Genomic DNA, 25,768 nt, shown 5'->3' with positions numbered 1-25,768 from the left:
CCCCCTTCCCAATCCCGCCCCTCGTGCCGGCACCATGATCACGACCCCCATCCAGAACACCCGTAGGCATTGCACGCCGCTACCCGCAGCGAGGTCGGGCATAGCCCGTCCCAGATGTACATCGGCCCTGGCGCCGTCTCGATTGTCCCGTCCAGCGACACCTGGTAGTGCGTCGCCCCCGCCACCGCATTCCACGTGATCCGGCACCTCTGCCCACCCATCTGCTGCATGTTGATCCCGGTCGGCATGCCGGGGACGGGAACCGGCCTCTGCACAATCACCGTCTTCGGTGCCGAGTACCCCGCGCATCCAGCGAAGTTGCAAGCCCGCACCCTGTAACCGTAGGTGCCGTCGGGTATGTCCGCGAATGTTTGATTGGTCGCGCTTTTATTGACAACGAGTGCCCAGCCGCCGCCGTTGACCTGCCGCTGCAGTTCATAACGTGTGGCCGTGGGCACGCTGGTCCAGCTCACCGTGTAATTGCCATTCACACTGCTCGACGGTGCGGTAAGGGTGGGTACTCCAGTCGGTGCCACCGCCACCTCGATCGTCTTCACCGCCGAGTACCCTGCACAGCCTCCCGCATTGCAGCCGCGAACCTGGTACTCGTAAATGCCTACCGCCTTGCCCGACACCGCTTTGCTGGTGGCGGACCCTTCATGAATCAGGCTCCAACTGCCGCCGCTTGAGCGCTCCTGCAGTTCATAGCGCGTCGCCGCGGCCACCGCGGTCCAGCTCGCACTGTAGCTGCCGGTGCTGTTCGTTGCCGGCACCGTCAGGGTCGGCACGCCCGTCGGCGGCAGGGTCACCGCCACGGTTTTCATCGCGGAATACGCGCCGCATCCGGCGTCGTTGCACGCCCGCACCCGGTAGCCCCAACTGCCCGTGGCCTTGCCACTGATCGCCTTGCTGGTCGCCGCCGCGTTGTGGATCAATGCCCAGCTACCGCTGTTCAGTTGCTCCTGCAACTCGTACCGGTTGGCCGTGGCCACGCTGGTCCAGCTCGCACTGTAGTTGCCGGTGCTGCTCGTCGCCGGCACCGTCAGCGTCGGCACGACCGTCGGCGGATAGAGCACGTTGACGGTCTTGATCGTCGACCAGCCGCCACAGCCGGCGGCGTTGCAGGCCCGCACCTGGTAGCTCCAGTTGCCGGCGGCCTTGCCGCTGATGGAGTGGGTCGTCGCGGAGGCGTCCGGGTAAGAACTCCAGTTGCCGCTGCCCTGGCGTTCCTGCAACTGATAGTGCGTCGCCGCGGATACGCTGGTCCAAGCCGCCATGAAGCCGCCGTTGAGCGCCGTCTCCGGCACCGTCAGGGTCGGCACGCCGGTCGGCGGCAACTGCACCGTCACCGTCTTCTCCACGCTCCAGCTGCCGCACGCCGTCGCGCTGCACGCCCGCACCTGGTAGCCCCACACCCCCGCCGCCTTGCCGCTGAGCGCCTTGCTGGTCCCGGCCGCATCGTGGATCGTGCTCCAGCTGCCGCTGTTCAACCGCTCCTGCAGCTGGTACTTCGTCGCCACCGGCGCCGTCGTCCAGCTCACCGTGTAGCTGCCGGTCATGCTCGAACCCGGCGTGGTCAGGGTTGGCGTCGATAGCGCGATCGCGTTCTCCACCTGCGCTACCAGGCTGCCGTTGAGGTGCACGTAGTCGATCGTCTTGCCGGTGCGCTCGTCGCGCTGGAACCGCAGCGTGCCATCCTGCCCGTAGACCGAGTACAGGTTCTGGCCATTGCGCACCGCCAGCACCCGGCGGCCGTGGCCGTCGTAGCGGTACTGCTCCACCCCCGTCACCTCGCGCAGCCGGTTGCCCTGGTCGAAGATGTGGACCACGCCGTTGCGGTTGGCCAGGTTGCCCTGCACATCGTAGCCCAGCCCCACCACCGTGGCCCCGCCCACCGTGTTCTTGATGTTGCCCAGCCGGTTCTCGGCATCGTACACGTAGGTGTGGTCGCGGGCGTGGCTGCCCCCGGTCACCTTCACCGTGATCAGGTTGTCCAGCACGTTGTAGCCGTAGTCGGCCGTGCCGAACATCGGCGACACGGTCTTTGTCAACCGGTCCAGCGCGTCGTAGGTCATGGTGCGATCGCCGCGGTGATTGGTGCGCCCGTCGCTGATCCCCATGACGTTGCCGTGGCCGTCGTAGTCGTAGCCGTCGTTGAGCACCGCGCCGGCGCCACAGCTGCTGCCGGCGAAGTCGCAGCTGGTGTCCGGCAGGCCGCGCGGGTTCTGGGTCAGGGTGTGCTTGATCCCGTTGCCGTAGATGAACTGCTTCATGCCGCCGTTGGGGAAGTAGCCCACCGCGGTGGCATAGGTGCCGGCCCGGGTCGGCTGGCCCAGGGCGTCGGGGGCATAGTCCACCGCCAGCCCGGGAGAGGTGTGGCTGCCCAGATGGCCGTTGCGGGTGTAGCCGTAGGCCAAATTCCACAGCTGGCCGTTGACCCCGAAGGTCTCGGCCTCCAGCAGCCGACGCTTGTTGTAGCCGTAGCTGTTGGTGACGACATCGCCGCCATTGCTGTTGTTGGTCGAGATCGTGTTCGGCAGGCCGTCCTTGGTGTAGGTCCAGCTCTGGTTGCCCCGGCCGTCGGGGAAGTTCAGTGTCGTCAGCCGGTTGCGCCCGTCGTAGGTCCGGGTGGTGCGCTGGGCCACGGGGATGTCCCCCGTGTTGCAGCTGCCCGTGCCGGTCTGCGTCGCGCCGGACTTGCTCCACAGTAGGTTGCCCGCGCCGTCGTAGTCCATGATCGTGGCGCCGGTCTCGGGTTCGACCGACTTGCACAGCTGCTGGTACCCGTCGTAGACGTAGCTGCGGTTCAGCGTGATCGTGCCGCCGCTGTTGCGGCGGGTGATCGCGGTGGGCTTGCCGAACACGTCGCGGGCGATGTCGGTGAAGGCCCCGGCCGGGTGCGCGATGGCGATCGGGAAGTCCGTCGTGGGCTCGTCCCAGGCCAAGTAGCTGGTGGTCGTGCGCGAGGCGGTGCCCCGCGGCGGTGTCACGCGCGTCTGGAGGCCGGGCAGGTACTCGGTCGTCGTCGTCAGTGAGCCCAGTTCCGAGTCCTGGGTGGTCTGGACCGGGCGGCCCAACGCGTCGTAGTAGGTCCACATGCCGCTGGTCAGCGCATCGCTCGTGCCCGGATATGAGGCGAACGTCGTCCGGCCCTCGTGGTCGTAGGTGAACCGGGTGAAGCGCTGGGTCCCGGCCACGTTCGCAGTGTCGTACTCGCGCACCACCAGCGGCCGCCACAGGGCGTCGAAGTAGCTCACCTTGCGTGCGTTGCCGGTGCTGATCGTCTGTCGCCAGTGGCCGGCCCCGATGCCGTACTCAGTGCTGGCCACCGGCTCGAAGACCAGCGTGGTGTTGAACCAGTCCACGGTGTCGCTGTTCGGGTAATCGATCAGGATCAACCGGCCCATGGCGTCGTAGCCGTAGACGGTGGTGAAGCCGTTCTCGTCGGTCACCGAGGTGATCCAGCCGTGGTCGTTGACGGCGGCTGTCTTCATTGCACCGGAGGAGGCCTCCGGCGTTCCGGGGTACTTGATGCTCTGCGGGATGCCCCGCTTCCAGCTGGATAGCATGATCGTGTTGTTGTTGCCGTCCTTGACCGTGGCCACGGTACCATCGGCATTCCAAGTCAGCGTCTGCACCGTCCTGCCGAAAGACTTCTGTACCGTAGGCAGCGCGTTGGCATTGTAAGCAGTCTCCGAAGCCACAATGCCGTTGACGGTCAATTTCGATTGCTGTCCCAACACCCACTTCGACAAAATATCGTGGTAGGCGGTGACTTCCGTGCGGCTCGGATTGCCGGGCAGCACGCTGGATTTCGTTGCGCTCGACGGCCTCGCAAAAGCGTCGAAGCTGTTGACAGACCTCGAGAACGTCACGTCCTGCTGTACGATCGCGACGTGTTTGACCGGGCGAATCTTGGTCGTTGCGCCATCGTCTGTAGAGAACGATGAACCATACATGTCGGGGAAAGGCGCGCTTGCCGCTTCGGCATCGGTCACGTAGGTATTGATTTCGGAGCGCAACAGGACACCGGAAGCACTTTTGATGTTCGTACGCAGCAACCGCCCACTGTTGTCGCGATAGCGGTTGCCGAAAACGTGCTCGTGACGGCTGCCGTCCGGCTGGGTCACCACGACTGGTTTCTCGCCTGGACAACCCATGCATGGCACCGGCTGCGTGGTGCGGCCGCCTACACTTGAATAGCCGTATTGCCACTGCAACGATGGCAAACCCGGGCCTGTGATGGTCTTGCGGATCAGCGCATACAGGTCAAAATGATCAGGAATGCCCAATACATAGTTGCCATCTCCCCGACGGTTACAGGCGTTGGCGGGCGTGCCGCTTCGGTACTGCCGCGTGTACTGGAAATCGAAGACCCCCTTCGCACCGGCCGGATGCGTCACTTCCAGACTGAAGCTGTTCGCATGGAAGGGAGGTGGTTCGCACAGATGCGATGCCCCATCCCATCGCTCGTAGAAGGGATTCAGTCCACCCTGTCCCGAGTTCGCAAGTCCGTACTGATACCCCCACTTCGAACTGTCCGGCAGGGTGACCTGCGACAGCAAGGGCACCCGCCGCATGCCCAGCGCGCTGAGATCGCTGGTATATGCATAGTTCCATTCCCGTCCGTGCGCCGTTGCCTTGACGATCCGGTTGCCGCTGTAGGTCAGGGTAATGGCCCGGCCGTCGCTGGATGAAATTCCCGTCAGTCGATCGCCGGTGTACTGGTAGGCGACCCAGTTGCCGTGCCGGTCCTCAACACGGCTGGCCATCAGGTAGACCTTGGTCCGGCCACGCCCGACGCCGGATGAGTCCTTCATGAATCCACCGCTACGCTCGATGCCGACATCGAAGAAGTAGCGGTTGCCGGACGTATCGATCGCGATGAATCCTTCGCCCGGATAACCGTTGGCCGTGGAGGGCTTGCAGGTGAGCCGGTGCAAGCTGCTGGTCCCCCACAAATAGGTCGCACCATCGGACGGCACGGCACCGCCTGAGGGCGGCAGATAGAGCAGTTCGCCACCGCCCCCCTCCGGGAGATGCATGTGATTGCCGGCCCAGATGTCGGTGATCTCGAAGGGAGTCGACGTGCGGGGATACCAGAGGCTTGAACAGCGCGCCGTGGATCCGCTTGAAGACGTATTCCACTTGTAGGCTGCATCGAAGGTGCCGTGCAGGTAGGGAACATCGATGTCCCAGTTGCCGAAGCCCCCCAGTGGCTCGACCTCCTTGAACGACTCCACCTTGAATCGCCGGCGGAGCTGCACCGGCAAGCTGTTGTTGCCGGGCAGATCGATGTCCGTGACCGCGAACTCGCTCGCGCCGTTGTAGAGACTGACACTGTCGCCGAACAAGTCGGACTTCAGCGGTCCCACTTGCTCGGCGGCCCGCAGCCGTTTCTCGTGTTCCAAGTGCGGCGTTAGTGAAGAATCACTCTGGGCGTGCGCCTGCCCGCACAACGCCATCGCCAGCAAGCAGCCGCCTGTCCGGAGTGCCGGGTTCACCCCCGTCGCCTTCCGCACATTGCAACCGGATTCATCGCGCCCATCGAAAGGCTGGAAATGCGACCCTCGGGCAGAGAATGCCAGAGGCATTTCCCGGCGGCGCCAGAAACGCTGCCACCACACACACAAAGCAAGCATCGGGACCAGCATCAGCGCCGCCATTGCTCCCAGGCGCCACACCCCAAGCATCATTCCCTGCATGTCGTACTCCTTCCCTTTCGACCGCTACGGGCCGAATTCCTTGATTCCCTGCCCCTGCCGCCTCCGCCTGCGGCAGGACCCTATGGATCGAACCATATCGCCGAAGTGTGGCATTGGGAAGATCACATGCCAGGTAAATGCACTAATGTGAAATCACATTGCCGCCACGACCAACAACGGCGGCGCCGCAGGAAACTCATTGCCGCCATAGCGTTTGACGATCACGGCCTCGGCTCACGCCGCTCCTACACTAGAGATTCCTCGACCCGACGGCATGGGCCGCATCGCTTCGCCTCCAGCCTATGCCGTCGGGAAACACCCAAACAAAAAGCGGGCCGAAGCCCGCTTTTTTGTGACACGCGAATGTGACTATGCGGCGGCTTACTCGGCCGGCACGCCCTCGCCTTCTTCCACGGCCTTGATCGACAGGCGGATGCGGCCCTGCTTGTCGACTTCCAGCACCTTGACCTTGACCACGTCGCCTTCCTTCAGCTTGTCGCTGACTTTCTCCACGCGCTCGCTGGAGATCTGCGAGACGTGCACCAGGCCGTCCTTGCCCGGCAGGATGGTGACGAACGCGCCGAAGTCCATGATCTTGGCGACCTTGCCTTCGTAGATGCGGCCCGGCTCCACGTCGCTGGTGATCTGCTCGATGCGCGCCTTGGCGGCCTGGGCGGCGGCGGCGTTCACCGAGGCGATGACGATGGTGCCGTCGTCCTGGATGTCGATCTGCGTGCCGGTTTCCTTGGTGATGCCCTGGATGGTGGCGCCGCCCTTGCCGATCACTTCGCGGATCTTGTCGGGGTGGATCTTGATGGTCAGCAGGCGCGGGGCGAACTCGCTCAGCTCCTGGCGCGGCGCGGTCAGCGCGCTGGCCATTTCGCCGAGGATGTGCAGGCGGCCGGCCTTGGCCTGCGACAACGCCTGCTTCATGATCTCTTCGGTGATGCCTTCGATCTTGATGTCCATCTGCAGCGCGGACACGCCGTTCTGGGTACCGGCCACCTTGAAGTCCATGTCGCCCAGGTGGTCTTCATCGCCCAGGATGTCGCTCAGCACGACGAAGTTGTCGCCTTCCTTCACCAGGCCCATCGCGATGCCCGCCACCGGCGCCTTGATCGGCACGCCGGCGTCCATCAGCGACAGCGAGCTGCCGCAGACCGAGGCCATCGAGGAGGAACCGTTGGACTCGGTGATTTCCGAGACCACGCGGATGGTGTACGGGAATTCCTCCAGCGTCGGCATCACGGCGAGCACGCCGCGCTTGGCCAGGCGGCCGTGGCCGATCTCGCGGCGCTTCGGGCCCATCATGCGGCCGGCTTCGCCCACCGAGTACGGGGGGAAGTTGTAATGGAACAGGAAGTTGTCCTTGTACTCGCCCGACACGGCGTCGATCACCTGGCCGTCGCGCGCGGTGCCCAGCGTGGTGACCACGATGGCCTGCGTTTCGCCGCGGGTGAACAGCGCCGAGCCGTGGGTACGCGGCAGCACGCTGACCTTGGAGCTGATCGGGCGCACGGTGTCCAGCGCACGGCCGTCGATGCGGACCTTGGTGGCCAGCACGGAACCGCGCATGGTCTGGTATTCCAGCTCGCCGAATTCCTTCGACAGTTCGCCGGTGCTCCAGCCGTCGGCTTCGGCGCGGCCGGCCAGTTGCTGCAGCACGTCCTTCTTGATGGCGGCGATGGCGTCGCGGCGCTGCAGCTTGTCGCGCACCTGGAAGGCGGTTTCCAGCTGGGTGCCGACGGCTTCCTTCAGCGCGGAGATCAGCGCCTCGTTCTTGGCCGGGGCCGACCAGTCCCAGTTCTTGGTGCCGGCTTCGACGGTCAGCTCGTTGATGATGTTGATGACCTTCTGCATCTCGCGATGGCCGAACATCACCGCGCCCAGCATCACGTCCTCGGACAGCTCGGCGGCTTCGGATTCCACCATCAGCACGGCGTTGGATGTGCCGGCGACAACCAATTCCAGCTTGGAGTCCTTCAGCTCGCTGACGGTCGGGTTGAGCACGTACTCGCCGTTGATGTAGCCGACCTTGGCGGCGCCGATCGGGCCGTTGAACGGCGCGCCGGTCAGGGCGACGGCGGCGGAGGCGCCGATCAGCGCCGGGATGTCGCCGTCGATTTCCGGGTTCAGCGACATCACCGTGGCGATGACCTGCACTTCGTTGCGGAACTCTTCCGGGAACAGCGGGCGCAGCGGGCGGTCGATCAGGCGGGAGATCAGCGTCTCCTTCTCGGTCGCGCGACCTTCGCGCTTGAAGAAGCCGCCGGGGATGCGGCCGCCGGCGTAGAACTTCTCCTGGTAGTCGACCGTCAGCGGGAAGAAGTCCTGCCCCTCGCGGGCCGACTTCGCCGCCACGGCGGTGACCAGCAGCACGGTGTCATCGAACTTGACGATGACGGCACCGCCGGCCTGGCGGGCGATCTCGCCGGTTTCCAGGGTGACCTGGTGCTTGCCGTACTGGAAGGTTTTGGTGATTTTTGCCACGTTGATTCCTTGGGAATATGCCTGTTCGGGTTGGCCGGGCGCAGCCCTTGCCGCGCGCGGATGGCCGGAAGCTCCGGCCGGTCGTTCATGGGTGGCGGGCCCGGTACGGCCCGCGGGTCATGCGCATTCCGATCCCTGAAATGCGAACCGCGGCGCATCTCTGCGCCGCGGCGGGGGGTGCATCAGCGACGCAGACCGAGCTTTTCGATCAGGGTCTTGTAGCGCTCGTTGTCTTTCTTCTTGAGGTAGTCAAGCAGGCTGCGGCGGCGGTTGACCAGTTGCAGCAGACCACGGCGGCTGTGGTGATCTTTCTTGTGGGTCTTGAAGTGGCCGCTGAGATGCTCGATGCGGGCGGTCAGCAGGGCGACCTGGACTTCCGGGGAGCCGGTGTCGTTGGCGCCGCGCTTATTGTCTTCAATGACTTTCTGGGTATCGATGGACATGTATTTTCTCGTGATGCGTGGTCAGCAGGAACGCCGGAGATACCGGGGGTAAGCCGGGGCACCGCTTGACTCGCCGTGAAAAGGATGGGGATTTGCCGGGCAAAACCGGCGGCGTAGTGTAGCCGCGGGGGCCTTGTGAAACAAGGTTTTATTGCGGACCGGCGGGGTTCCGGGCGCTGCCGGCGATGGCCCAGGCGAACAGCCGCTGCGGGGAAAGCAGCCCCTCCGCATCGACCGTCGCCAGCCCCAGCACGCGCCCGTCCGGCCCGTACACGGCCACGGGGCCTTCGCTGGGGGTGTGGCCGCGCAGCCGCTGGCCCATGCCCAGCCTGCGGGCTTCCTCGGCCTGCAGGTCGATGCGGGGGAATCCGGCCAGGCCGTCCTCGATGGGCAGCAGGCAGGCGTCCAGCGCCGCTTCGCCACCCTGTTCAGCCAGCGCCTGCAACGCTTCCAGCGTGAACATGCGCGGCTGCCTGAACGGCTCCACCCACAACCGCCGCAGCTCGGCCACGTGCGCGCCGCAGCCCAACGCCTCGCCCAGGTCGCGGACCAGGCTGCGCACATAGGTGCCGGAACCGCATTCGACCCTGAGGGAAACCTGGCGCGGTCCCACGGCCAGTACCTCGATGCCGTGCACCTCGACCTCGCGCTCCGGCGCCTCGATGGCTTCGCCGCGGCGGGCCTTGGCGTACAACGGCTCGCCACCCTGCTTCAGCGCCGAATAGATCGGTGCGCGCTGGCGGATGCGGCCGTGCAGTGGCGCCAGCGCGGCCTGCAGCGTGGCGGCGTCGAACGGCGGGACGTCACGCTCGACCAGCACCACGCCATCGGCGTCGTCGGTATCCGTGGTGGCGCCCAGCGCGGCCACGGTGTCGTAGGCCTTGCGCGAGCCCAGCAGCAGCCCGGCGATCTTGGTGGCTTCGCCGAAGCACAGCGGCAGCAGGCCGGTGGCCAGCGGGTCGAGGCTGCCGGTATGCCCGCCCTTCTCCGCCCGGAACAGCCGGCGCGCGGCCTGCAATGCCGCGTTCGAACTCATGCCCTGCGGCTTGTCCAGCAGCAGGATGCCGTCGAGTCGGCGGAATTGGATGCGTCCAGCCATGGTTCCCTTGAATTCGACCCTTACCCGATCACAGTGAGTGGCGGGAGCGGTGGGAGCGGCGTCCCGCCGCGAGCTTCGCCCGGGAAATCAAGGGAAGAGTTCGCGGCGGGACGCCGCTCCCACTCCACTCCGGGATCAGTTGTCTTCCGGCTCGCTGGGCGGCGGCAGGTCGCGCAGCAAGTTGTCGATGCGCTCGCCGCGGTCCACGGAATCGTCGTAGTGGAAATGCAGTTCCGGCACGTGGCGCAGCTTCATGCGACGGGCCAGCTCCATGCGCAGTCCCCACGCGAGTTCCTTCAGGCCCTTGACGGCCTCGACGGAACGCTCGGGCAGCAGCGCGGTGACGAAGACCTTGGCATGGGCCAGGTCGCGGGTCACCTCCACGTCGGAAACGCTGACCGAAGGCAGGCCGTGCTCGCGCACGGCCTCGTGCACCAGCGTGCCCAGCTCGCGGCGGAGCTGGGCGGAAACGCGGTCGGTGCGGTGGAAGGATTTGGTGGGCACGTGATTAAGTGATTCGGGATTGGTGATTCGGGATTGGCAAAAGCGGCAATGGCGACCGGGAAACGTTCCTCGCTTTGACGAATCCCGAATCCCGAATCACCAATCCCGGCCTCAAAGCGTGCGCTGCACTTCGATGCGCTCGAAGCACTCGATCTGGTCGCCCGGCTTGACGTCGTTGTAGGCCTTCACGCCGATGCCGCATTCGGTGCCGTTGCGGACTTCGTCCACGTTCTCCTTGAAGCGGCGCAGCGATTCCAGTTCGCCCTCGAAGACCACGGTGCTGTCGCGCAGCACGCGGATCGGCTTGTTCCGCTTGACCACGCCCTCCACCACCATGCAGCCGGCCACGGCGCCGAACTTGGAGCTGCGGAAGACGTCGCGGACCTCGGCGATGCCGATGATCTCTTCGCGGATCTCCACGCCCAGCAGGCCGGACGCCACCTGCTTCACCTGGTCGATCACGTCGTAGATGATCGAGAAGTAGCGCAGGTCCACGCCGTTGGCCTCGATGATGCGGCGCGCGGACGCGTCGGCGCGCACGTTGAAGCCGATGACGGTGGCCTTGGAGGTGACCGCCGAATTGGCGTCGGACTCGGTGATGCCGCCCACGCCGGAGTTGATGATGTTGATGCGGATGGCGTCGTTGGACAGCGCGGTCAGCGAATGGCGCAGCGCTTCCACCGAACCCTGCACGTCGGCCTTGACGATCAGGTTGAGGCTGAGCTGGCCTTCGCCCTTGCCCAGCTGCGCCATGATGTCTTCCATACGGCTGCCGGCGGACTGCACCAGGCGCGATTCGCGGCGCTTGGCGTCGCGCTGCTGGGCGACGTCCTTGGCCAGGCGCTCGTCCTCGACCACGACGAAATCGTCGCCGGCCTCGGGCACGCCCGACAGGCCCAGCACCTGCACCGGGATGGACGGGCCGGCCGACGGCGGCTGGTTGCCGGTCTCGTCGAACAGCGCGCGCACGCGGCCGTACTGCACGCCGCAGACCAGGTAGTCGCCCTTCTTCAGGGTGCCCTGCTGCACCAGCACGGTGGCGACCGGGCCGCGGCCCTTGTCCAGCGAGGATTCGATGACCACGCCGGTGGCGCGGCCGTCTTCCACGGCCTTCAGTTCCAGCACTTCGGCCTGGATGGAGATGGCGTCCAGCAGGTCGTCGACGCCCTGGCCCGTCTTGGCGGAGATTTCCACCATCTGGGTGTCGCCGCCGAAGTCCTCGGCCACCACTTCCTCGGCCAGCAGCTCGTTCTTCACGCGCAGCGGGTCGGCGTCGGACTTGTCGATCTTGTTGACCGCCACGATCAGCGGCACCTTGGCCGCCCTGGCGTGCTGGATGGCTTCGCGGGTCTGCGGCATGACGCCGTCGTCGGCCGCGACCACCAGCACCACGATGTCGGTCAGCCTGGCGCCGCGGGCGCGCATCGCGGTGAACGCGGCGTGGCCCGGGGTGTCCAGGAAGCTGATGACGCCCTTCGGCGTTTCCACGTGGTAGGCGCCGATGTGCTGGGTGATGCCGCCGGCTTCGCCGCTGGCGATCTTGGTGCGGCGGATGTAGTCCAGCAGCGAGGTCTTGCCGTGGTCGACGTGGCCCATGATGGTGACCACCGGCGGACGCGCGACCTTGTCGCCCTGCACTTCCTCGGTGTGCGCCAGCAGTTCGCTTTCCACGTCGTCGGCGTCGGCGCGCACGGGCTTGTGGCCCAGCTCTTCGGTGATCAGCGCGGCGGTGTCGTGGTCGATGGTCTGGGTGATGGTGGCCATCACGCCCATCTTGAACAGCGCCTTGACCACGTCGCCGCCCTTCAGCGCGAGCTTCTGCGCCAGGTCGGCCACGGTGATGGTCTCGCCGATCGCCACTTCGCGCACCACCGGTGCGGTCGGGCGCTCGAAGCCATGGGCGCCACCACCGCCGCGGCTCTGCTCCAGGTGGCGCTTGGGCTTGGGCTTGCCGCGCGAGGCGCCGCGGCGGGCGCGGTCGGCGGCGGACAGGTGCAGCTGGCCGGCGAAGCGGCTGGTGCTGTCGTCGTCCTCGACGCCGGCGACCATCGCGTGCGAACCGCGGGTCTTGTGCTTGTTGGCGGCGGCATTGCGGTCGTCCACGCGCGGCGGGTCCTTGCGGACCGGCGGCTTGGGCACGTGGTGGCCGGGAGCGGGCTTGGCCGGGCGCGGCGTCTCGTCGGCATCGACGGGAGCGGCGCCGGCGGCCAGGGCGGCGGCCTCGGCTTCGGCCTGCAGGCGGGCGGCTTCGGCCTCGGCGCGGACGGCGGCCTCTTCCTGGCGGCGGCGCTCCAGTTCCTCGGCGCGGCGGGCGTCTTCCTGCGCCAGGCGCTTCTGTTCGTCCAGGTTGCGCTGGCGCGACTCCTCCAGCTTGCGCAGGATCTCGGCGCGCTCGGGGTCGGCTTCGTTCTGCCAGTTGGTGCTGACCGACTCGGCGTCGGTCGGCTTGACGTAGGTGCGCTTCTGGCGCACTTCCACGTTGACCGTGGTCTTGGTGCGGCCGGCGGCCACGGTCACTTCCTGCACCTTGCGGCGGGCCAGGGTGATCTTCTTGGGCGCAACGTCATCCGTGGCGGTGTCGGCCTTGCCGTGCGAGCGCTTCAGGAAGCCCAGCAGCTTCACTTTTTCCATGCTGGTCACGACCTGGTCGGGACCGCTGAAGCTCATGCCGGCCTCGGCCAGCTGCTCCAGGAGTTTCTCGACCGGCGTATTGACCAGTTCGGCGAGCTTGCGGATGGTGGTTTGCTGCGACATTCGGATCCTAGGTTCTGTGTTGCGCCCCTCCATCGGCGGAGGGAACGCGGATTCTACGCCCTGCGGGTACCAGGGCGGCGTTCATTGGCGGCTCATGCGCCGCGTTCCAGCCGGGCCAGCGCGGCGCTCATGCGCCACGCTCCAAACGAGCGATCTCCTCGGCGCGGGCGGCCAGGATCAGCGCCGCGGCGCGACCCTCGTCCAGCCCCTCGATGCCGAATTCCACCACTTCGTCGGCGGCCAGGTCGGACAGGTCCTCGCTGGTACGGACGCCGTGCGAGGCCAGCGCGAACGCGGTTTCCTCGTCCATGCCCTCCAGCGCCAGCAGGTCGTCGGCCGGGTGGTTCTCTTCCAGGCCCTCTTCTTCGGCCAGCGCTTCGTTCAGCAGCGCGTCGCGGGCGCGCGAGCGCAGCTCCTCGACGATGTCCTCGTCGAAGCCTTCCACCGCCAGCAGTTCGCCGACCGGCACGTAGGCGATTTCCTCGACCGTGCTGAAGCCTTCGCTGACCAGGATGGCGGCGATTTCCTCGTCCACTTCCAGCTTGTCCATGAACAGCTGGCGGGCGACGGCCTGTTCGGCCTCGGACTTGGCGGCGACCTGGTCCTGGGTCATCACGTTGAGCTGCCAACCGGTCAGGCGACTGGCCAGGCGCACGTTCTGGCCGCCTTTGCCGATCGCCTGGGCCAGGCGGTCTTCCGCCACGGCCAGGTCCATCGAATGCTTTTCCTCGTCGACGATGATCGACTGCACTTCCGCCGGCGCCATCGCGTTGATGACGAAGGTGGCCGGGTTGTCGTTCCACAGCACGATGTCCACGCGCTCGCCGTTGAGTTCGTTGGACACCGCCTGCACGCGCGAGCCGCGCATGCCGATGCAGGCGCCGATCGGATCGGTGCGGGTGTCGTGCGCCAGCACGGCGATCTTGGCGCGGTCGCCCGGATCGCGCGCGCAGGCCTTGATCTCGACCAGGCCCTGGCCCACTTCCGGCACTTCCAGCTTGAACAGCTCGATCATGAACTCCGGGGCGGCGCGGCTGATGAACAGCTGCGGGCCGCGCGGCTCGTAGCGCACGTCGAACAGGTAGCCGCGCACGCGGTCGCCGGCGCGCAGCACGTCGCGCGGGATGCCCTTGTCCTTCGGGATGAACGCCTCGGCGTTGCCGCCCAGGTCCACGTAGATGTTGCCGCGCTCGGCGCGCTTGACCACGCCGGTGACCAGCTCGCCCACGCGGTCCTTCCACGCATCGACCACCTGCGCGCGCTCGGCCTCGCGCACGCGCTGCACGATGACCTGCTTGGCGGCCTGCGCGGCGATGCGGCCGAAGTCGGGGTTCTCGATCTTCTCCTCGATCCAGTCGCCCACTTCGGCGCCGTCGCTTTCGTCCACCGCGTCCATCAGGCGGATCTGGCGGTCGGGCGATTCCATCACCACGTCGTCGGCCACCACTTCCCAGCGGCGGAACGTCTCGTAGCTGCCGTCCTTGTGGTCGATGGTGACGCGCACCTGCACGTCCTGGTCCATGTAGCGCTTCTTGGCGGCGGACGCCAGTGCGGCCTCGATGGCATCGAAGATCACTTCACGCGGCACGCCCTTCTCGTTGGCGACCGCATCCACCACCAGCAACAATTCCTTACTCATTGATCACTCCGCGCGCGGCTTGTCGGCCGCCGGTTGGTTGGGTTTGCTCTTGCTTTTCTTGGCCGGCGCGCGCTTGGCGGCACCGGGCCTGGAATCCGGTTTGGCGCCGGCCTTGGGCTTGCGGCCCGCGCCGGCCCCGGGCTTTTCGGGCGCCAGGCCCAGCGCGGCCCAGTCGGGGACCAGCCGTCCCTTGTCGATATTATCGAACGAGACCGCCAGTTCGGCATCGTCGACGGTGAAGACCACGTTCTCGCCGTCGATCCGGGCGATCCCGCCCTGCAGACGGCGGCGGCCGTCCTGCGGCAGCTTCAGCACCACCTTGGCCGACTCGCCGACGAAGCGCGCGTAGTGGTCCAGGCTGAACAGCGGCCGGTCCACGCCGGGCGAGGACACCTCCAGCGTGTAGTTGCCGGTGATCGGGTCTTCCACGTCCAGTTGGGCCGACACTTCGCGGCTCACCGCCTCGCAGTCGTCGATGTTGACGGAGCGGCTTTCGCGCTCGTCTTCGCGCACGTCGATGTACAGGCGCAGCGTGGCGCTGCCGGGAGCCGGCAGGTATTCCGCCCCCAGCAGTTCCAGGCCGAGGGCCTGCACGGTGGGGGCAAGCAGAAGGGCGATTTGGTTGGCCTTTTCGCTCACGGTTGTCCTGTGCCAGGTGTTCAGATTGCGGAAACGACAAGGGGCCCGCTGGGCCCCTTGTCCGATACGCTGGATTTCGGTTGGAAGACGGGAACATGCGTCTTCCTTTGCCCGAGCCTTCAGGGTGGGAAGCCTCGGATGACGAGGCTTCCCGAACTTGAAAACTTGGTAGCGGGGGCAGGATTTGAACCTGCGACCTTCGGGTTATGAGCCCGACGAGCTGCCAGACTGCTCCACCCCGCAGCAGAAGCGGAATTATGCTGAATACGCCGGTTCATTGCAAGCCTTGATTGGCAATGAAACAAAACGGCGCGTTCATCGACGGTACGTTCGCCGGCGATGGCGACGCCGGCGGAAGGCGAACGGATGATGCCTGCCTCAGCCCGCGAACGCCAGCTTGCACCACGCCATGATCGGGTTCCAGGCGATGCCCAGCGCCAGCAGGCCCAGCGCGTTGACGCCGAACACGATCGGCACCACGCGGTCCGCGCGCGGCGGCGGCACTTCGCCCACCGGTTCGTCGAAGTACATGACCTTGATGATGCGCAGGTAGTAGTACGCACCGATCACCGCGCAGAGCACGCCGACCAGCGCCAGCCACAGGAAGCCGCCGTTGACGGCCGCGCCCAGCACCACCAGCTTGGCCCAGAAGCCCAGGAAAGGCGGCACGCCGGCCAGCGAGGCCATCACGCACAGCACCAGGCCGGCCTGCCAGGGGTTGCGCGCGTTGAGGCCCTTGAAGTCGTCGATCCGGTCGGCCTCGAAGCCTTGGCGCGACAGCACGATGATGGCGCCGAACGCCGCCGCCGACATGATCGCGTAGCTGATCGCGTAGAACAGCGCCGCCGCGTAGCCGGTTTCCCCGCCGCCGGCGAAGCCGACCAGCAGGAAGCCCACGTGCGAGACCGTCGAATAGGCCAGCATGCGCTTGAGGTTGGTCTGCGCGATGGCGATCAGGTTGCCGATCACCAGCGATGCGGCCGCCAGGCCGGCCAGCAGCCACTGCCACTGCGCGCCCGCCGGACCCACGCCGTCCTGCAGCAGGCGGAACGCCATGCCGAACGCGGCCAGCTTGGGCGCCGAGCTGATGAACAGCGTCACCGGCGTCGGCGCGCCCTGGTACACGTCGGGCAGCCACATGTGGAATGGCGCCGCGCCCAGCTTGAAGGCCACGCCGGCGACCATGAACACCACGCCCGTCAGCAGCAGCAGGCGGTCCTCGCCGCCATCCAGCGCCTGGCCGGTGGCGTCGAAGATGGCCGGCAGGTGCAGCGACCCGGTCGCGCCGTAGACCAGCGACATGCCGTACAGCAGCAGGCCCGAGGCCAGCGAGCCCAGCACGATGTACTTCATCGCCGCTTCGGCCGACAGGCCGTCGTCGCGGTTCAGCGCGACCAGAGCGTAGGAACACAGCGCCAGCAGCTCCAGGCCCAGGTAGACCATCACCAGGCTGCCGGCGGAGACCATCATCATCATGCCCGCGGTGGCGAACATCACCAGCACCGGCACTTCGCCCGGATACAGGTTGCGCTCGCGCAGGTACGGCCAGCCGTAGACCAGCGACAGCCCGCTGACGGCCACGATGACCACCTTGCTGACGTCGGCCAGGGTGTCGCGCACGAACATGCCGCTGAACACGCTGCCCTGCCCGCCCACGCCCGTGGCCAGCATCCACACCACCACCGCCAGCACCAGCAGCGACAGCGCATGGGTGATCACGCGGCGGGAGTTGTCCAGGAACAGGTCCAGCATCAGCAGCGCGAACGCGCCCCCGATCAGGATCAGCTCCGGCAGCAGCGGCTGCAGGTCGGCGGCGGAGATTGGCATCGGCGTCGTCATCGTTCGTCCTTACAGCTTGCTGTTGGCGAGCTGCATCGCCAGTTGCGCGATCGAGGGCTCCATCAGGTCGGTCAGCGGCTTGGGATACACGCCCAGCGCCAGCACGCCCGCCGCGAAGCCGCCCAGCACCAGCGCCTCGCGCAGGTTGATGTCCTTCAATTCCGCCACGTGCGCGTTGGCCACTTCGCCGAAGATCACGCGCTTGACCAGCCACAGCGTGTAGGCCGCGCCGATCACCAGCGTGGTGGCGGCGAAGAAGGCGATCAGCGGGTGCTTCTGGAAGCTGGCCAGGATGACCATGAACTCGCCGACGAAGCCGCTGGTGCCCGGCAGGCCGGAGTTGGCCATGCCGAACAGCACGAAGAACGCGGCGAACCACGGCATCGTGTTCACCACCCCGCCGTAGTCCTTGATCATGCGGGTGTGCATGCGGTCGTACAGCACGCCCACGCAGGTGAACATGGCGCCGGAGACGAAGCCGTGGCTGATCATCTGCACCATGGCGCCCTGCAGGCCCAGGCGGGCGCCGTCCAGGTTGCCGTAGTCGCGGACCAGGCCGAAGGCGATGAAGATGCCCAGGGTGACGAAGCCCATGTGCGAGACCGACGAATAGGCGATCAGCTTCTTCATGTCGTCCTGCACCAGCGCCACCAGGCCCACGTAGACCACCGCGATCAGCGACAGCACGATGACGAAGGTGGCCCACTCGTGGCCGGCGTCGGGCACGATCGGCAGGCTGAAGCGCAGCAGGCCGTAGCCGCCGATCTTCAGCGCGATCGCCGCCAGGATCACCGAGCCGGCCGTGGGCGCCTCCACGTGCGCGTCCGGCAGCCAGGTGTGCACCGGGAACATCGGGATCTTCACCGCGAACGCGATCAGGAAGGCGAAGAAAAGCCAGGTCTGCTCCTTGGCGTTCAGCGGCATCGCGTACAGGTCGGCCAACTGGAAGCTGCCGCCCTTGACGTACAGGTAGACCAGTCCCACCAGCATCAGCACCGAGCCGAGGAAGGTGTACAGGAAGAACTTCAGCGACGCGTAGATGCGGCGCGGGCCGCCCCAGACGCCGATGATCAGGAACATCGGGATCAGCATCGCCTCGAAGAACACGTAGAACAGCACGGCGTCGCTGGCGGCGAAGATGCCGTTGGTCAGGCCTTCCAGGATCAGGAACGCCGCCACGTACTGGGACACCCGCTTGTTCACCGAACCCCAGGCGCCGGCCAGCGTAAGCACGGTGATCAGCGTGTTCAGCAGCAGCAGCGCCACCGCGATGCCGTCGGCGCCCACGTTGTAGTGGATGTCGAAGCTGGGGATCCACGCGTGGCTCTCGACGAACTGCAGGCCCGGGTTGGCGTAGTCGAAGCCGGTCAGCAGGCCCACGCTGGAGACCAGGGTCAGCACCGCCACCGCGAAGCCCAGCCAGCGGGCCGCGTTCGCGCGGGCGTTGCCCAGCGCGAGCACCAGCACGCCGCCCAGGATGGGCAGCCAGATCAGAACACTAAGCAAGGGCCAGTTCGACACGTTGTGGTATCCGTTTAGTTCATCGCCAGGACAGTCATTGCCACGGCATCGCTGTCAGGTCGTTCGTTACCGCCAGAACCGGATGATCACGGCCAGCAGCGCGATCAGGCCGAGGATCATGGCGAAGGCATAGTGGTACAGGTAGCCGGACTGGGTGCGACGCAACAGGTGCGCGCCCAGGTCGATCAGCTTCGCCGTGCCGTTCACCGCCGCCCCGTCGATCACGTGGCTGTCGATGGCGCGCGACACCTTGCCCAGCTTGATGCCGCCGCCGGCGAAACCGCCGATCCACAGGTCGTCCATGCCGTACTTGTTCTCCAGGATCCGCACCGGCAGCGCGAACACCTTGCGCAGCCTGGCCGGCCATTCGGTCTTCCACAGGTACAGCACGGTCGCCAGCGCGAAGCCCGCCAGCGCCAGCCAGAACGGCCACGCCTTCATGCCGTGCAAGGCGTACGCCCATGGCCCGTGCCAGAACTCTTCCTTCAGCGCCCTGACCGTGTCGCTGGCCGAGAACGCGGCGTTCGGATCGGTGTTGATGAAGTCGATCGCGCCCAGGAAGAACGGCAACTGCTCGTGGTGGCCGCTCCAGTCGGTGCCGAACAACATCGGGCCGATGGTGAAGTAGCCGATGAAGATCGACGGGATCGCCAGCAGGATCAGCGGCAGCGTCACCACCCACGGCGATTCGTGCGGCTCGTGCGCGCCGTGGTGGCCATGACCGTGGTCGTCGTCGCTGGCGTGGCCAGCGTGCGCGTGATCGTCGTGCGCATGGTCGTGGTGGGCATCATGGCCATGACCATGGTCGGCATGGGCGTCGCGGAAGCGCTCCTTGCCATGGAAGGTCAGGTACAGCAGGCGGAAGCTGTAGAAGCTGGTCACGAACACGCCCAGCAGCACCGCCCAGTAGCCGTAGGTGGCCACCCACTCGCTGGGGCCGGAGATGCCCTGCGGCGCCATCGCCCCCAGCTCGGCCAGCCTGCCGTTGAACTCGTGCGCCACGTGCTGGTGGTGCTTGGCCGCCTCGATGATGGTGTCCTTCGAGTAGAAACCCGAGAAGAACGGCGTGCCGACCAGCGCCAGCGTGCCGATCCACATCGTGGCGAAGGTGATCGGCATGTACTTGCGCAGGCCGCCCATCTTGCGCATGTCCTGCTCGTGGTGCATCGCGATGATGACCGAGCCGGCGCCGAGGAACAGCAGCGCCTTGAAGAACGCGTGCGTCATCAGGTGGAACACCGCCGCCGAATAGGCCGACACGCCCAGCGCCACCGTCATGTAGCCCAGCTGCGACAGCGTGGAATAGGCCACCACGCGCTTGATGTCGTTCTGCACGATGCCGATCAGGCCGGTGAACAGCGCGGTGGTGGCGCCGATGAACAGCACGAAGTCCAGCGCGGTCGGAGACAGCTCGAACAGCGGCGACATGCGCGCCACCATGAAGATGCCGGCGGTCACCATCGTCGCGGCGTGGATCAGCGCCGAGATCGGGGTCGGGCCTTCCATCGAGTCGGGCAGCCACACGTGCAGCGGCACCTGCGCCGACTTGCCCATCGCGCCGATGAACAGGCAGATGCAGGTCAGCGTGGCGACCGACCAGATCATCGGCTCATCGAGGACCTGCCAGGTCTGGCCGAACAGGCTGATCGCGCCGGACCACACCGGGATGGCCTTGCCGGCCAGCAGCGGCGCGTTGGCGAACACGGTGGCGTAGTCCAGCGTGCCGAACATCAACAGCACGCAGCCGATGCCCAGCAGGAAGCCGAAATCGCCCACGCGGTTGACCAGGAACGCCTTCATGTTGGCGAAGATCGCGGTCGGGCGCTTGAACCAGAAGCCGATCAGCAGGTACGACACCAGGCCCACCGCTTCCCAGCCGAAGAACAGCTGCAGGAAGTTGTTGCTCATCACCAGCATCAGCATGCTGAAGGTGAACAGCGAGATGTAGCTGAAGAAGCGCTGGTAGCCCGGATCGTCGGCCATGTAGCCGATGGTGTAGACGTGCACCAGCAGCGAGACGAAGGTCACCACCACCATCATCATCGCGGTCAGCTTGTCGATCATGAAGCCGACATGGCCGCTGTAGTCGCCCACCTCGAAGAAGGTGTAGATGTTCTGGTTGAACGGCGGGGCGCCCTGCCCCACCAGTTGGTAGAGCACCCAGCCGGACAACGCGCAGCTGATCGCCACGCCCAGGATGGTGACGGTATGCGCGCCGGCGCGCCCCACCTGCCGCCCGAACAGGCCGGCGACGATGCTGCCCAGCAGCGGCGCCAGCACGATGGCCAGCAGCACGTTCTTGGAGAGGACTACTTCCAGACCAGTCATCGGTGCATCAGCCTTTGAGCGTGTCGACTTCGGCGACGTTGATCGTGCGCCGGGTGCGGAACAGGGTGACCAGGATCGCCAGGCCGATGGCGGCCTCGGCCGCGGCCACGGTCAGGATGAAGAACACGAAGATCTGCCCGGCCGCGTCGCCCAGCTCGCGCGAGAAGGCGACGAAGTTGACGTTGACCGACAGCAGCATCAGCTCGATCGACATCAGCAGCACGATGACGTTCTTGCGGTTCAGGAAGATGCCGGCCAGGCTGATGCAGAACAGCACCGCGCCCAGCGCCAGCAGGTGACCTACGGTGATCATGGCGTGCCCTCCTCTCCGCCGGGTTCGCCGCCGGAGGTTTCGCGTACGGGTTTCTCGGCCGCCATCTTCACCATGCGCAGGCGGTCGCCGGCCTTGACGCGCGACTGCTCGCCCGGGTCCTGCGTCTTGATGCCGGTGCGCTTGCGCAGCGTCAGCATCACCGCCGCCACCACGGCCACGGTCAGGATCACCGCCGCGAACTCGAACGGCAGCAGGAACTCGGTGAACAGCGTTCGCGCCAGCCAGGCGGTGTTGGACACTTCGGCGGCGGCGGATGCGGCGTTGTCGGGGAACGGCGTGGCGGTGCGCGCCTTGATGCCGATCAGCACCAGCATCTGCGCCAGCATCACCACCGCCACCAGCAGGCCCAGCGGCAGGAACTTCACCCAGCCCTCGCGGATCTTGACGATGTCGATGTCCAGCATCATCACCACGAACAGGAACAGCACCATCACCGCGCCCACGTAGACGAGGATCAGGGCCACGCCCAGGAACTCCGCGCCCACCAGCAGCCAGGTGCAGGCCACCGAGAAGAACGTCAGGATGAGGCACAGCACGGCATGCACCGGGTTGCGCACGCTGATCACCGCGCCGGCGGCGACGACCGCGACGGCGGCGAAGGCGTAGAAGCTGATCAAGACCCAATCCATTCTTCTGACCTCAGCGGAAGGCGGCGTCGGCGGCGCGGCGTTCGGCGATCTCGGCTTCCAGCCGGTCGCCGATCGCCAGCAGCTGCGGCTTGGTGACGATGTTCTGCCCGCGCTTGTCGAAGTGGTACTCCAGCACGTGCGTCTCCACGATCGAATCCACCGGGCAGCTTTCCTCGCAGAAACCGCAGTAGATGCACTTGAACAGGTCGATGTCGTAGCGCGTGGTGCGGCGGGTGCCGTCCTCGCGCGGAGCCGAGTCGATGGTGATGGCCAGCGCCGGGCAGACCGCCTCGCACAGCTTGCAGGCGATGCAGCGCTCCTCGCCGTTCGGGTAGCGGCGCAGCGCGTGCAGGCCGCGGAAGCGCGGCGACTGCGGGAACTTCTCCATCGGGTACATCAGCGTGTACTTCGGCTTGAAGGTGTACTTCAGCGTCAGCCACAGGCCCTGCATCAGTTCCAGCAGCATCAGGCTCTTGAAGTAGTGCACTACCTTGCTCATGTCTTACACACCCTTCTCGAACACGCCGAAGAACACCATCAACGCCGTCACCGCGATCCACGCGATGGTCAGCGGAATGAACACCTTCCAGCCCAGCCGCATGATCTGGTCGTAGCGGTAGCGCGGGAAGCTGGCGCGGAACCAGATGTAGGCGCTGGCGAAGAACAGCACCTTCAGCAGCAGCCACGGCCAACCGCCGGTCCAGATCCAGTCGACCCACGGCGACACGTCGGCGGTGATCCAGCCCTGCAGCGGGCTCAGCCAGCCGCCCAGGAAGAACAGCGAGACCAGGAAGCTGACCAAGATCATGTTGGCGTATTCGGCCAGGAAGAACAGCGCGAACGCCGCGCCGGAATATTCCACCATGTGGCCGGCCACGATTTCCGACTCGCCCTCCACCACGTCGAACGGCGCGCGGTTGGTCTCGGCCACGCCGGACACCCAGTAGACGATGAACAGCGGGAACAGCGGCAGCCAGAACCACTCTAAGAAGCCCGAATCGCCAGCCTGCGCCATCACGATGTCGGTCAGGTTCAGGCTGCCGGCGGCGATCATCACGCCGACCAGCGCGAAGCCCATCGCGATCTCGTAGCTGACCACCTGCGCGGCGGAGCGCATGGCGCCGAGGAAGGCGTACTTCGAGTTCGACGCCCAGCCGGCGATGATGATGCCGTACACGCCCAGCGAGGTCATCGCCAGCAGGTACAGCAGGCCGGCGTTGGCGTTGGACAGCACCAGCTTGTAGTCGAACGGCACCACCGCCCACGCGGCGAAGGCCGGCGCCAGGGTGATCAGCGGCGCCAGGATGTACATGGTCTTCTGCGCGCTGCTGGGCTGGATGATCTCCTTGAACAGCAGCTTGAAGACGTCGGCGAAGGCCTGGAAGATGCCCATGCCCACGTACATCGGCCCGTGGCGCACGTGCATCCAGCCGATCAGCTTGCGTTCCCACACCACGTAGAACGCGACCGCGATGATCACCGGCATGGCGATCAACAGTATCTTCAGCACGATCCACAGCACCATGCCGATGTCGCCCAGCCCGAAGAACCACTCGCGCAGGGGGCCGACGGCGTTGATCAACAGCTCGTTCATGCGCTCACCATCGTGACACGTCCGGCGCCCAGCGGCGCGGTGGCGCCGTAGCCGCTCTCGATCCATGCGGCGCCCGCGGCGACGCGGGCGTCCACCACCACCGGCAGGGTCGCGGTGCCGCTGCCATTGGCGACCTTGGCCACCTGCCCGTCGACCACGCCGGCGGACTGCGCGTCGGCCGGGTTCAGCACGATGCGGGCGCCGACGTTGAGCGGATGCGCCTGCAACGCCTTGGCGCGGCGCACGGTGCCGTCGGTGCGGTAGATCGCGGCGCTGACTGCCAGTTGCAGGCCTTCGGTCGATGCGGCCGGCGCGGCGGACGTGGCCACCGTGACCGCCTTGCCACCCGCGATCGAGGCGCGCACGCCCGCGAGGTCGGTGAATTCGAAACCGGCCAGTTGCAGTTCGCCGCCCAGCGCGCGCAGCACGCGCCAGCCTTCACGCGCCTCGCCCGGCAGCTTGCCGGCCGCCTGCGTGCGCTGGTCCACGCCGTCCAGGTTGGTCAGCGTGGCGTCGATCTCGGGCAGCGCACCGATCGGCAGGATCACGTCGGCCACGTCGCGGGTGGACTTGCAGGCGAAATGGCTGAACGCCACGACCTTGGCCGACACCAAAGCTTTTGTGGCGGCCGGCGTATCGGCGAAATCCAGGCCCGGCTCGATGCCGTAGATGACATAGGCGCTGCGCGGTTCGGCGAACATGCGCGCCACGTCGCGGCCGGTCGGCAGCACGCCCTGGCGGGCCAGGCCCACCGCGTTGGCGCCTTGCGGGATGCGGCACAGCGACGCACCGGTGGCCGCGGCGAACTCGGCCGCGGCGGCGCGCAGCGCGGCGGCCTGCGGATGGTTCTCGACGATGCCGCCGACGATCACGACTGCACGGTTGGCCGCCTTGGCGGCGTCGCGCAGTGCGGCGCCGTTCAGCGCCTCGCCCAGCTGCGACGGCGCGACGATCTGCTTGCCGGCCAGGCTGAAGGCGAAATCGAAATCCACCGGGTTGACCGCGTGCACCCTGGCGCCAATGCGGACGGCCTTGCGGATGCGCTGGTGCAGCAGCGGCAGTTCGTGGCGGATGTTGCTGCCGAACAGCACGATCACGTCGGCCTGCTCGATCTCCGCCAGCGGCAGCGCGAACGGCTCGGCCACGGCGCCATCGGAGAAGTCGCGGTTGTTGATGCGGTGGTCCAGGTTGCCGGTGCCCAGGCCTTCGGCCAGCTTCGCCAGCAGGCCGCCCTCCTCGTTCGACACGGCCGGATGCGCCAGCACGCCCAGGCTGTCGCCCTGGTGGGCGCGCAGGATCTCGGCGGCGGCGGCCAGGCCTTCGGCCCACGACACTTCGCGCCATTCGCCATCGACCTTCTGCAGCGGCTTGACCGCGCGGTCGTCGGCGTAGAGGCCCTGGTGCGAATAGCGGTCGCGGTCGGACAGCCAGCATTCGTTGACCGCTTCGTTCTCGCGCGGCACCGCGCGCAGCACTTCGCCGCGGCGCGAGTGGAAGAACAGGTTGGACCCCATCGCGTCGTGGTAGGCAATGGATTCGCGCGCGATCAGTTCCCACGGACGGGCGCGGAACTGGAACACCTTGTTGGTCAGCGCGCCCACCGGGCACACGTCGATGACGTTGCCGGAAATCTCGGTGGTCAGCGGCTTGCCGTCGTAGGTGCCGATCTGCAGGTTCTCGCCGCGGTACATGCCGCCCAGTTCGTAGGTGCCGGCCACGTCCGCGGTGAAGCGCACGCAGCGGGTGCACTGGATGCAGCGGGTCATCTCGGTGGCGACCAGCGGACCGATGTCCTCGTCCGGCACCACGCGCTTGCGTTCCTGGAAGCGGCTGACCGAACGGCCGTAGCCCAGCGACAGATCCTGCAGTTCGCACTCGCCGCCCTGGTCGCAGATCGGGCAGTCCAGCGGATGGTTGATCAGCAGGAACTCCATCACGTTGCGCTGCGACTTCAACGCCTTCTCGCTGCGCGTGGCGATCTTCATGCCGTCCATCACCGGCGTGGCGCAGGCCGGCGCGGGCTTGGGCATCTTCTCCACGTCGACCAGGCACATGCGGCAATTGGCCGCGATCGGCAGCTTCTCGTGGTAGCAGAAGCGCGGGATCGGGATGCCGGCCTTGTCGGCGGCCTGGATGATCATCGAACCCTTCGGCGCGGCCAGTTCCTGCCCGTCGATGAAGACGGTGACGTGGTCCGGCGGCAGGTTGGGATTCACGGGTTGCGCGCTCATGCACGGGCTCCTTCGGAGC

General features: G+C 66.6%; 16 protein-coding genes and 1 tRNA gene. All 17 read right to left on the bottom strand.

What is annotated here, in order from left to right; genetic code table 11:
* Positions 1-38: 38 nt before the first annotated feature.
* The 17 genes from AAD027_RS06980 to nuoG all read right to left on the bottom strand — a co-directional run bounded on the left by AAD027_RS06980 (position 39) and on the right by nuoG (position 25,749).
* On the bottom strand, positions 39-5,705 hold the full coding sequence (locus AAD027_RS06980) for an RHS repeat protein (protein WP_341725284.1): 5,667 nt from the start codon (positions 5,703-5,705) through the stop codon (positions 39-41).
* 381 nt (positions 5,706-6,086) lie between these two features.
* The gene (gene pnp, locus AAD027_RS06975) at positions 6,087-8,195 is read right to left on the bottom strand and encodes a polyribonucleotide nucleotidyltransferase (protein WP_341725283.1); all 2,109 of its coding nucleotides are present in this window, start codon (positions 8,193-8,195) and stop codon (positions 6,087-6,089) included.
* Between the two features lie 182 nt (positions 8,196-8,377).
* Positions 8,378-8,638 (bottom strand): 30S ribosomal protein S15, encoded by a 261-nt coding sequence (rpsO, locus tag AAD027_RS06970; RefSeq protein ID WP_341725282.1) that lies wholly within the window; start codon positions 8,636-8,638, stop codon positions 8,378-8,380.
* Positions 8,639-8,786: 148 nt separating this feature from the next.
* Positions 8,787-9,737, bottom strand: coding sequence for a tRNA pseudouridine(55) synthase TruB (gene truB, locus AAD027_RS06965; protein ID WP_341725281.1), 951 nt, complete (start codon positions 9,735-9,737; stop codon positions 8,787-8,789).
* A gap of 135 nt (positions 9,738-9,872) precedes the next feature.
* The gene (gene rbfA / locus AAD027_RS06960) at positions 9,873-10,241 is read right to left on the bottom strand and encodes a 30S ribosome-binding factor RbfA (protein WP_341725280.1); all 369 of its coding nucleotides are present in this window, start codon (positions 10,239-10,241) and stop codon (positions 9,873-9,875) included.
* A 111-nt stretch (positions 10,242-10,352) separates the two neighbouring features.
* Complete coding sequence (gene infB / locus AAD027_RS06955) at positions 10,353-12,995, bottom strand: translation initiation factor IF-2 (RefSeq protein WP_341725279.1); 2,643 nt, start codon at positions 12,993-12,995, stop codon at positions 10,353-10,355.
* Between the two features lie 127 nt (positions 12,996-13,122).
* Complete coding sequence (nusA, locus tag AAD027_RS06950; RefSeq protein ID WP_341725278.1) at positions 13,123-14,634, bottom strand: transcription termination factor NusA; 1,512 nt, start codon at positions 14,632-14,634, stop codon at positions 13,123-13,125.
* Between the two features lie 3 nt (positions 14,635-14,637).
* Positions 14,638-15,273 carry a ribosome maturation factor RimP gene (gene rimP / locus AAD027_RS06945; protein WP_341725277.1) on the bottom strand — a complete coding sequence of 212 codons (636 nt, stop codon included), beginning with the start codon at positions 15,271-15,273 and terminating at the stop codon, positions 14,638-14,640.
* A gap of 166 nt (positions 15,274-15,439) precedes the next feature.
* Positions 15,440-15,516, bottom strand: a tRNA-Met gene (locus tag AAD027_RS06940).
* Between the two features lie 135 nt (positions 15,517-15,651).
* Entirely contained in the window at positions 15,652-17,112 is a 1,461-nt protein-coding gene (nuoN, locus tag AAD027_RS06935; protein ID WP_341725276.1) for an NADH-quinone oxidoreductase subunit NuoN, read from the bottom strand.
* 9 nt (positions 17,113-17,121) lie between these two features.
* On the bottom strand, positions 17,122-18,633 hold the full coding sequence (locus AAD027_RS06930) for an NADH-quinone oxidoreductase subunit M (RefSeq protein ID WP_341725275.1): 1,512 nt from the start codon (positions 18,631-18,633) through the stop codon (positions 17,122-17,124).
* Positions 18,634-18,699: 66 nt separating this feature from the next.
* Positions 18,700-20,952, bottom strand: coding sequence for an NADH-quinone oxidoreductase subunit L (nuoL, locus tag AAD027_RS06925; protein ID WP_341725408.1), 2,253 nt, complete (start codon positions 20,950-20,952; stop codon positions 18,700-18,702).
* A 16-nt stretch (positions 20,953-20,968) separates the two neighbouring features.
* Entirely contained in the window at positions 20,969-21,274 is a 306-nt protein-coding gene (gene nuoK / locus AAD027_RS06920; protein WP_341725274.1) for an NADH-quinone oxidoreductase subunit NuoK, read from the bottom strand.
* Positions 21,271-21,924, bottom strand: a complete 654-nt coding sequence (locus AAD027_RS06915) for an NADH-quinone oxidoreductase subunit J (RefSeq protein WP_341725273.1) — start codon at positions 21,922-21,924, stop codon at positions 21,271-21,273. Before AAD027_RS06915 ends, nuoK begins: the two co-directional genes overlap by 4 nt.
* A gap of 10 nt (positions 21,925-21,934) precedes the next feature.
* Complete coding sequence (gene nuoI, locus AAD027_RS06910; protein WP_341725272.1) at positions 21,935-22,423, bottom strand: NADH-quinone oxidoreductase subunit NuoI; 489 nt, start codon at positions 22,421-22,423, stop codon at positions 21,935-21,937.
* Positions 22,424-22,426: 3 nt separating this feature from the next.
* Entirely contained in the window at positions 22,427-23,518 is a 1,092-nt protein-coding gene (gene nuoH / locus AAD027_RS06905) for an NADH-quinone oxidoreductase subunit NuoH (protein WP_341725271.1), read from the bottom strand.
* Entirely contained in the window at positions 23,515-25,749 is a 2,235-nt protein-coding gene (nuoG, locus tag AAD027_RS06900) for an NADH-quinone oxidoreductase subunit NuoG (protein ID WP_341725270.1), read from the bottom strand. The genes nuoH and nuoG overlap by 4 nt, the downstream gene beginning before the upstream one ends.
* Positions 25,750-25,768: the final 19 nt, after the last annotated feature.

The organism is Pseudoxanthomonas putridarboris, from assembly GCF_038321125.1.
GTDB lineage: Bacteria > Pseudomonadota > Gammaproteobacteria > Xanthomonadales > Xanthomonadaceae > Pseudoxanthomonas_A > Pseudoxanthomonas_A putridarboris.
Note: the sequence above shows the minus strand (reverse complement) of the source record. Positions and strands in the feature narration are given on the sequence as shown.

Coding starts and splice junctions, on each gene's coding strand:
- AAD027_RS06980 (WP_341725284.1), bottom strand. CDS start 5,705: ATGCAGGGAATGATGCTTGGGGTGTGGCGCCTGGGAGCAATGGCGGCG.
- rpsO (WP_341725282.1), bottom strand. CDS start 8,638: ATGTCCATCGATACCCAGAAAGTCATTGAAGACAATAAGCGCGGCGCC.
- truB (WP_341725281.1), bottom strand. CDS start 9,737: ATGGCTGGACGCATCCAATTCCGCCGACTCGACGGCATCCTGCTGCTG.
- infB (WP_341725279.1), bottom strand. CDS start 12,995: ATGTCGCAGCAAACCACCATCCGCAAGCTCGCCGAACTGGTCAATACG.
- nusA (WP_341725278.1), bottom strand. CDS start 14,634: ATGAGTAAGGAATTGTTGCTGGTGGTGGATGCGGTCGCCAACGAGAAG.
- nuoN (WP_341725276.1), bottom strand. CDS start 17,112: ATGACGACGCCGATGCCAATCTCCGCCGCCGACCTGCAGCCGCTGCTG.
- nuoK (WP_341725274.1), bottom strand. CDS start 21,274: ATGATCACCGTAGGTCACCTGCTGGCGCTGGGCGCGGTGCTGTTCTGC.
- AAD027_RS06915 (WP_341725273.1), bottom strand. CDS start 21,924: ATGGATTGGGTCTTGATCAGCTTCTACGCCTTCGCCGCCGTCGCGGTC.
- nuoI (WP_341725272.1), bottom strand. CDS start 22,423: ATGAGCAAGGTAGTGCACTACTTCAAGAGCCTGATGCTGCTGGAACTG.
- nuoH (WP_341725271.1), bottom strand. CDS start 23,518: ATGAACGAGCTGTTGATCAACGCCGTCGGCCCCCTGCGCGAGTGGTTC.
- nuoG (WP_341725270.1), bottom strand. CDS start 25,749: ATGAGCGCGCAACCCGTGAATCCCAACCTGCCGCCGGACCACGTCACC.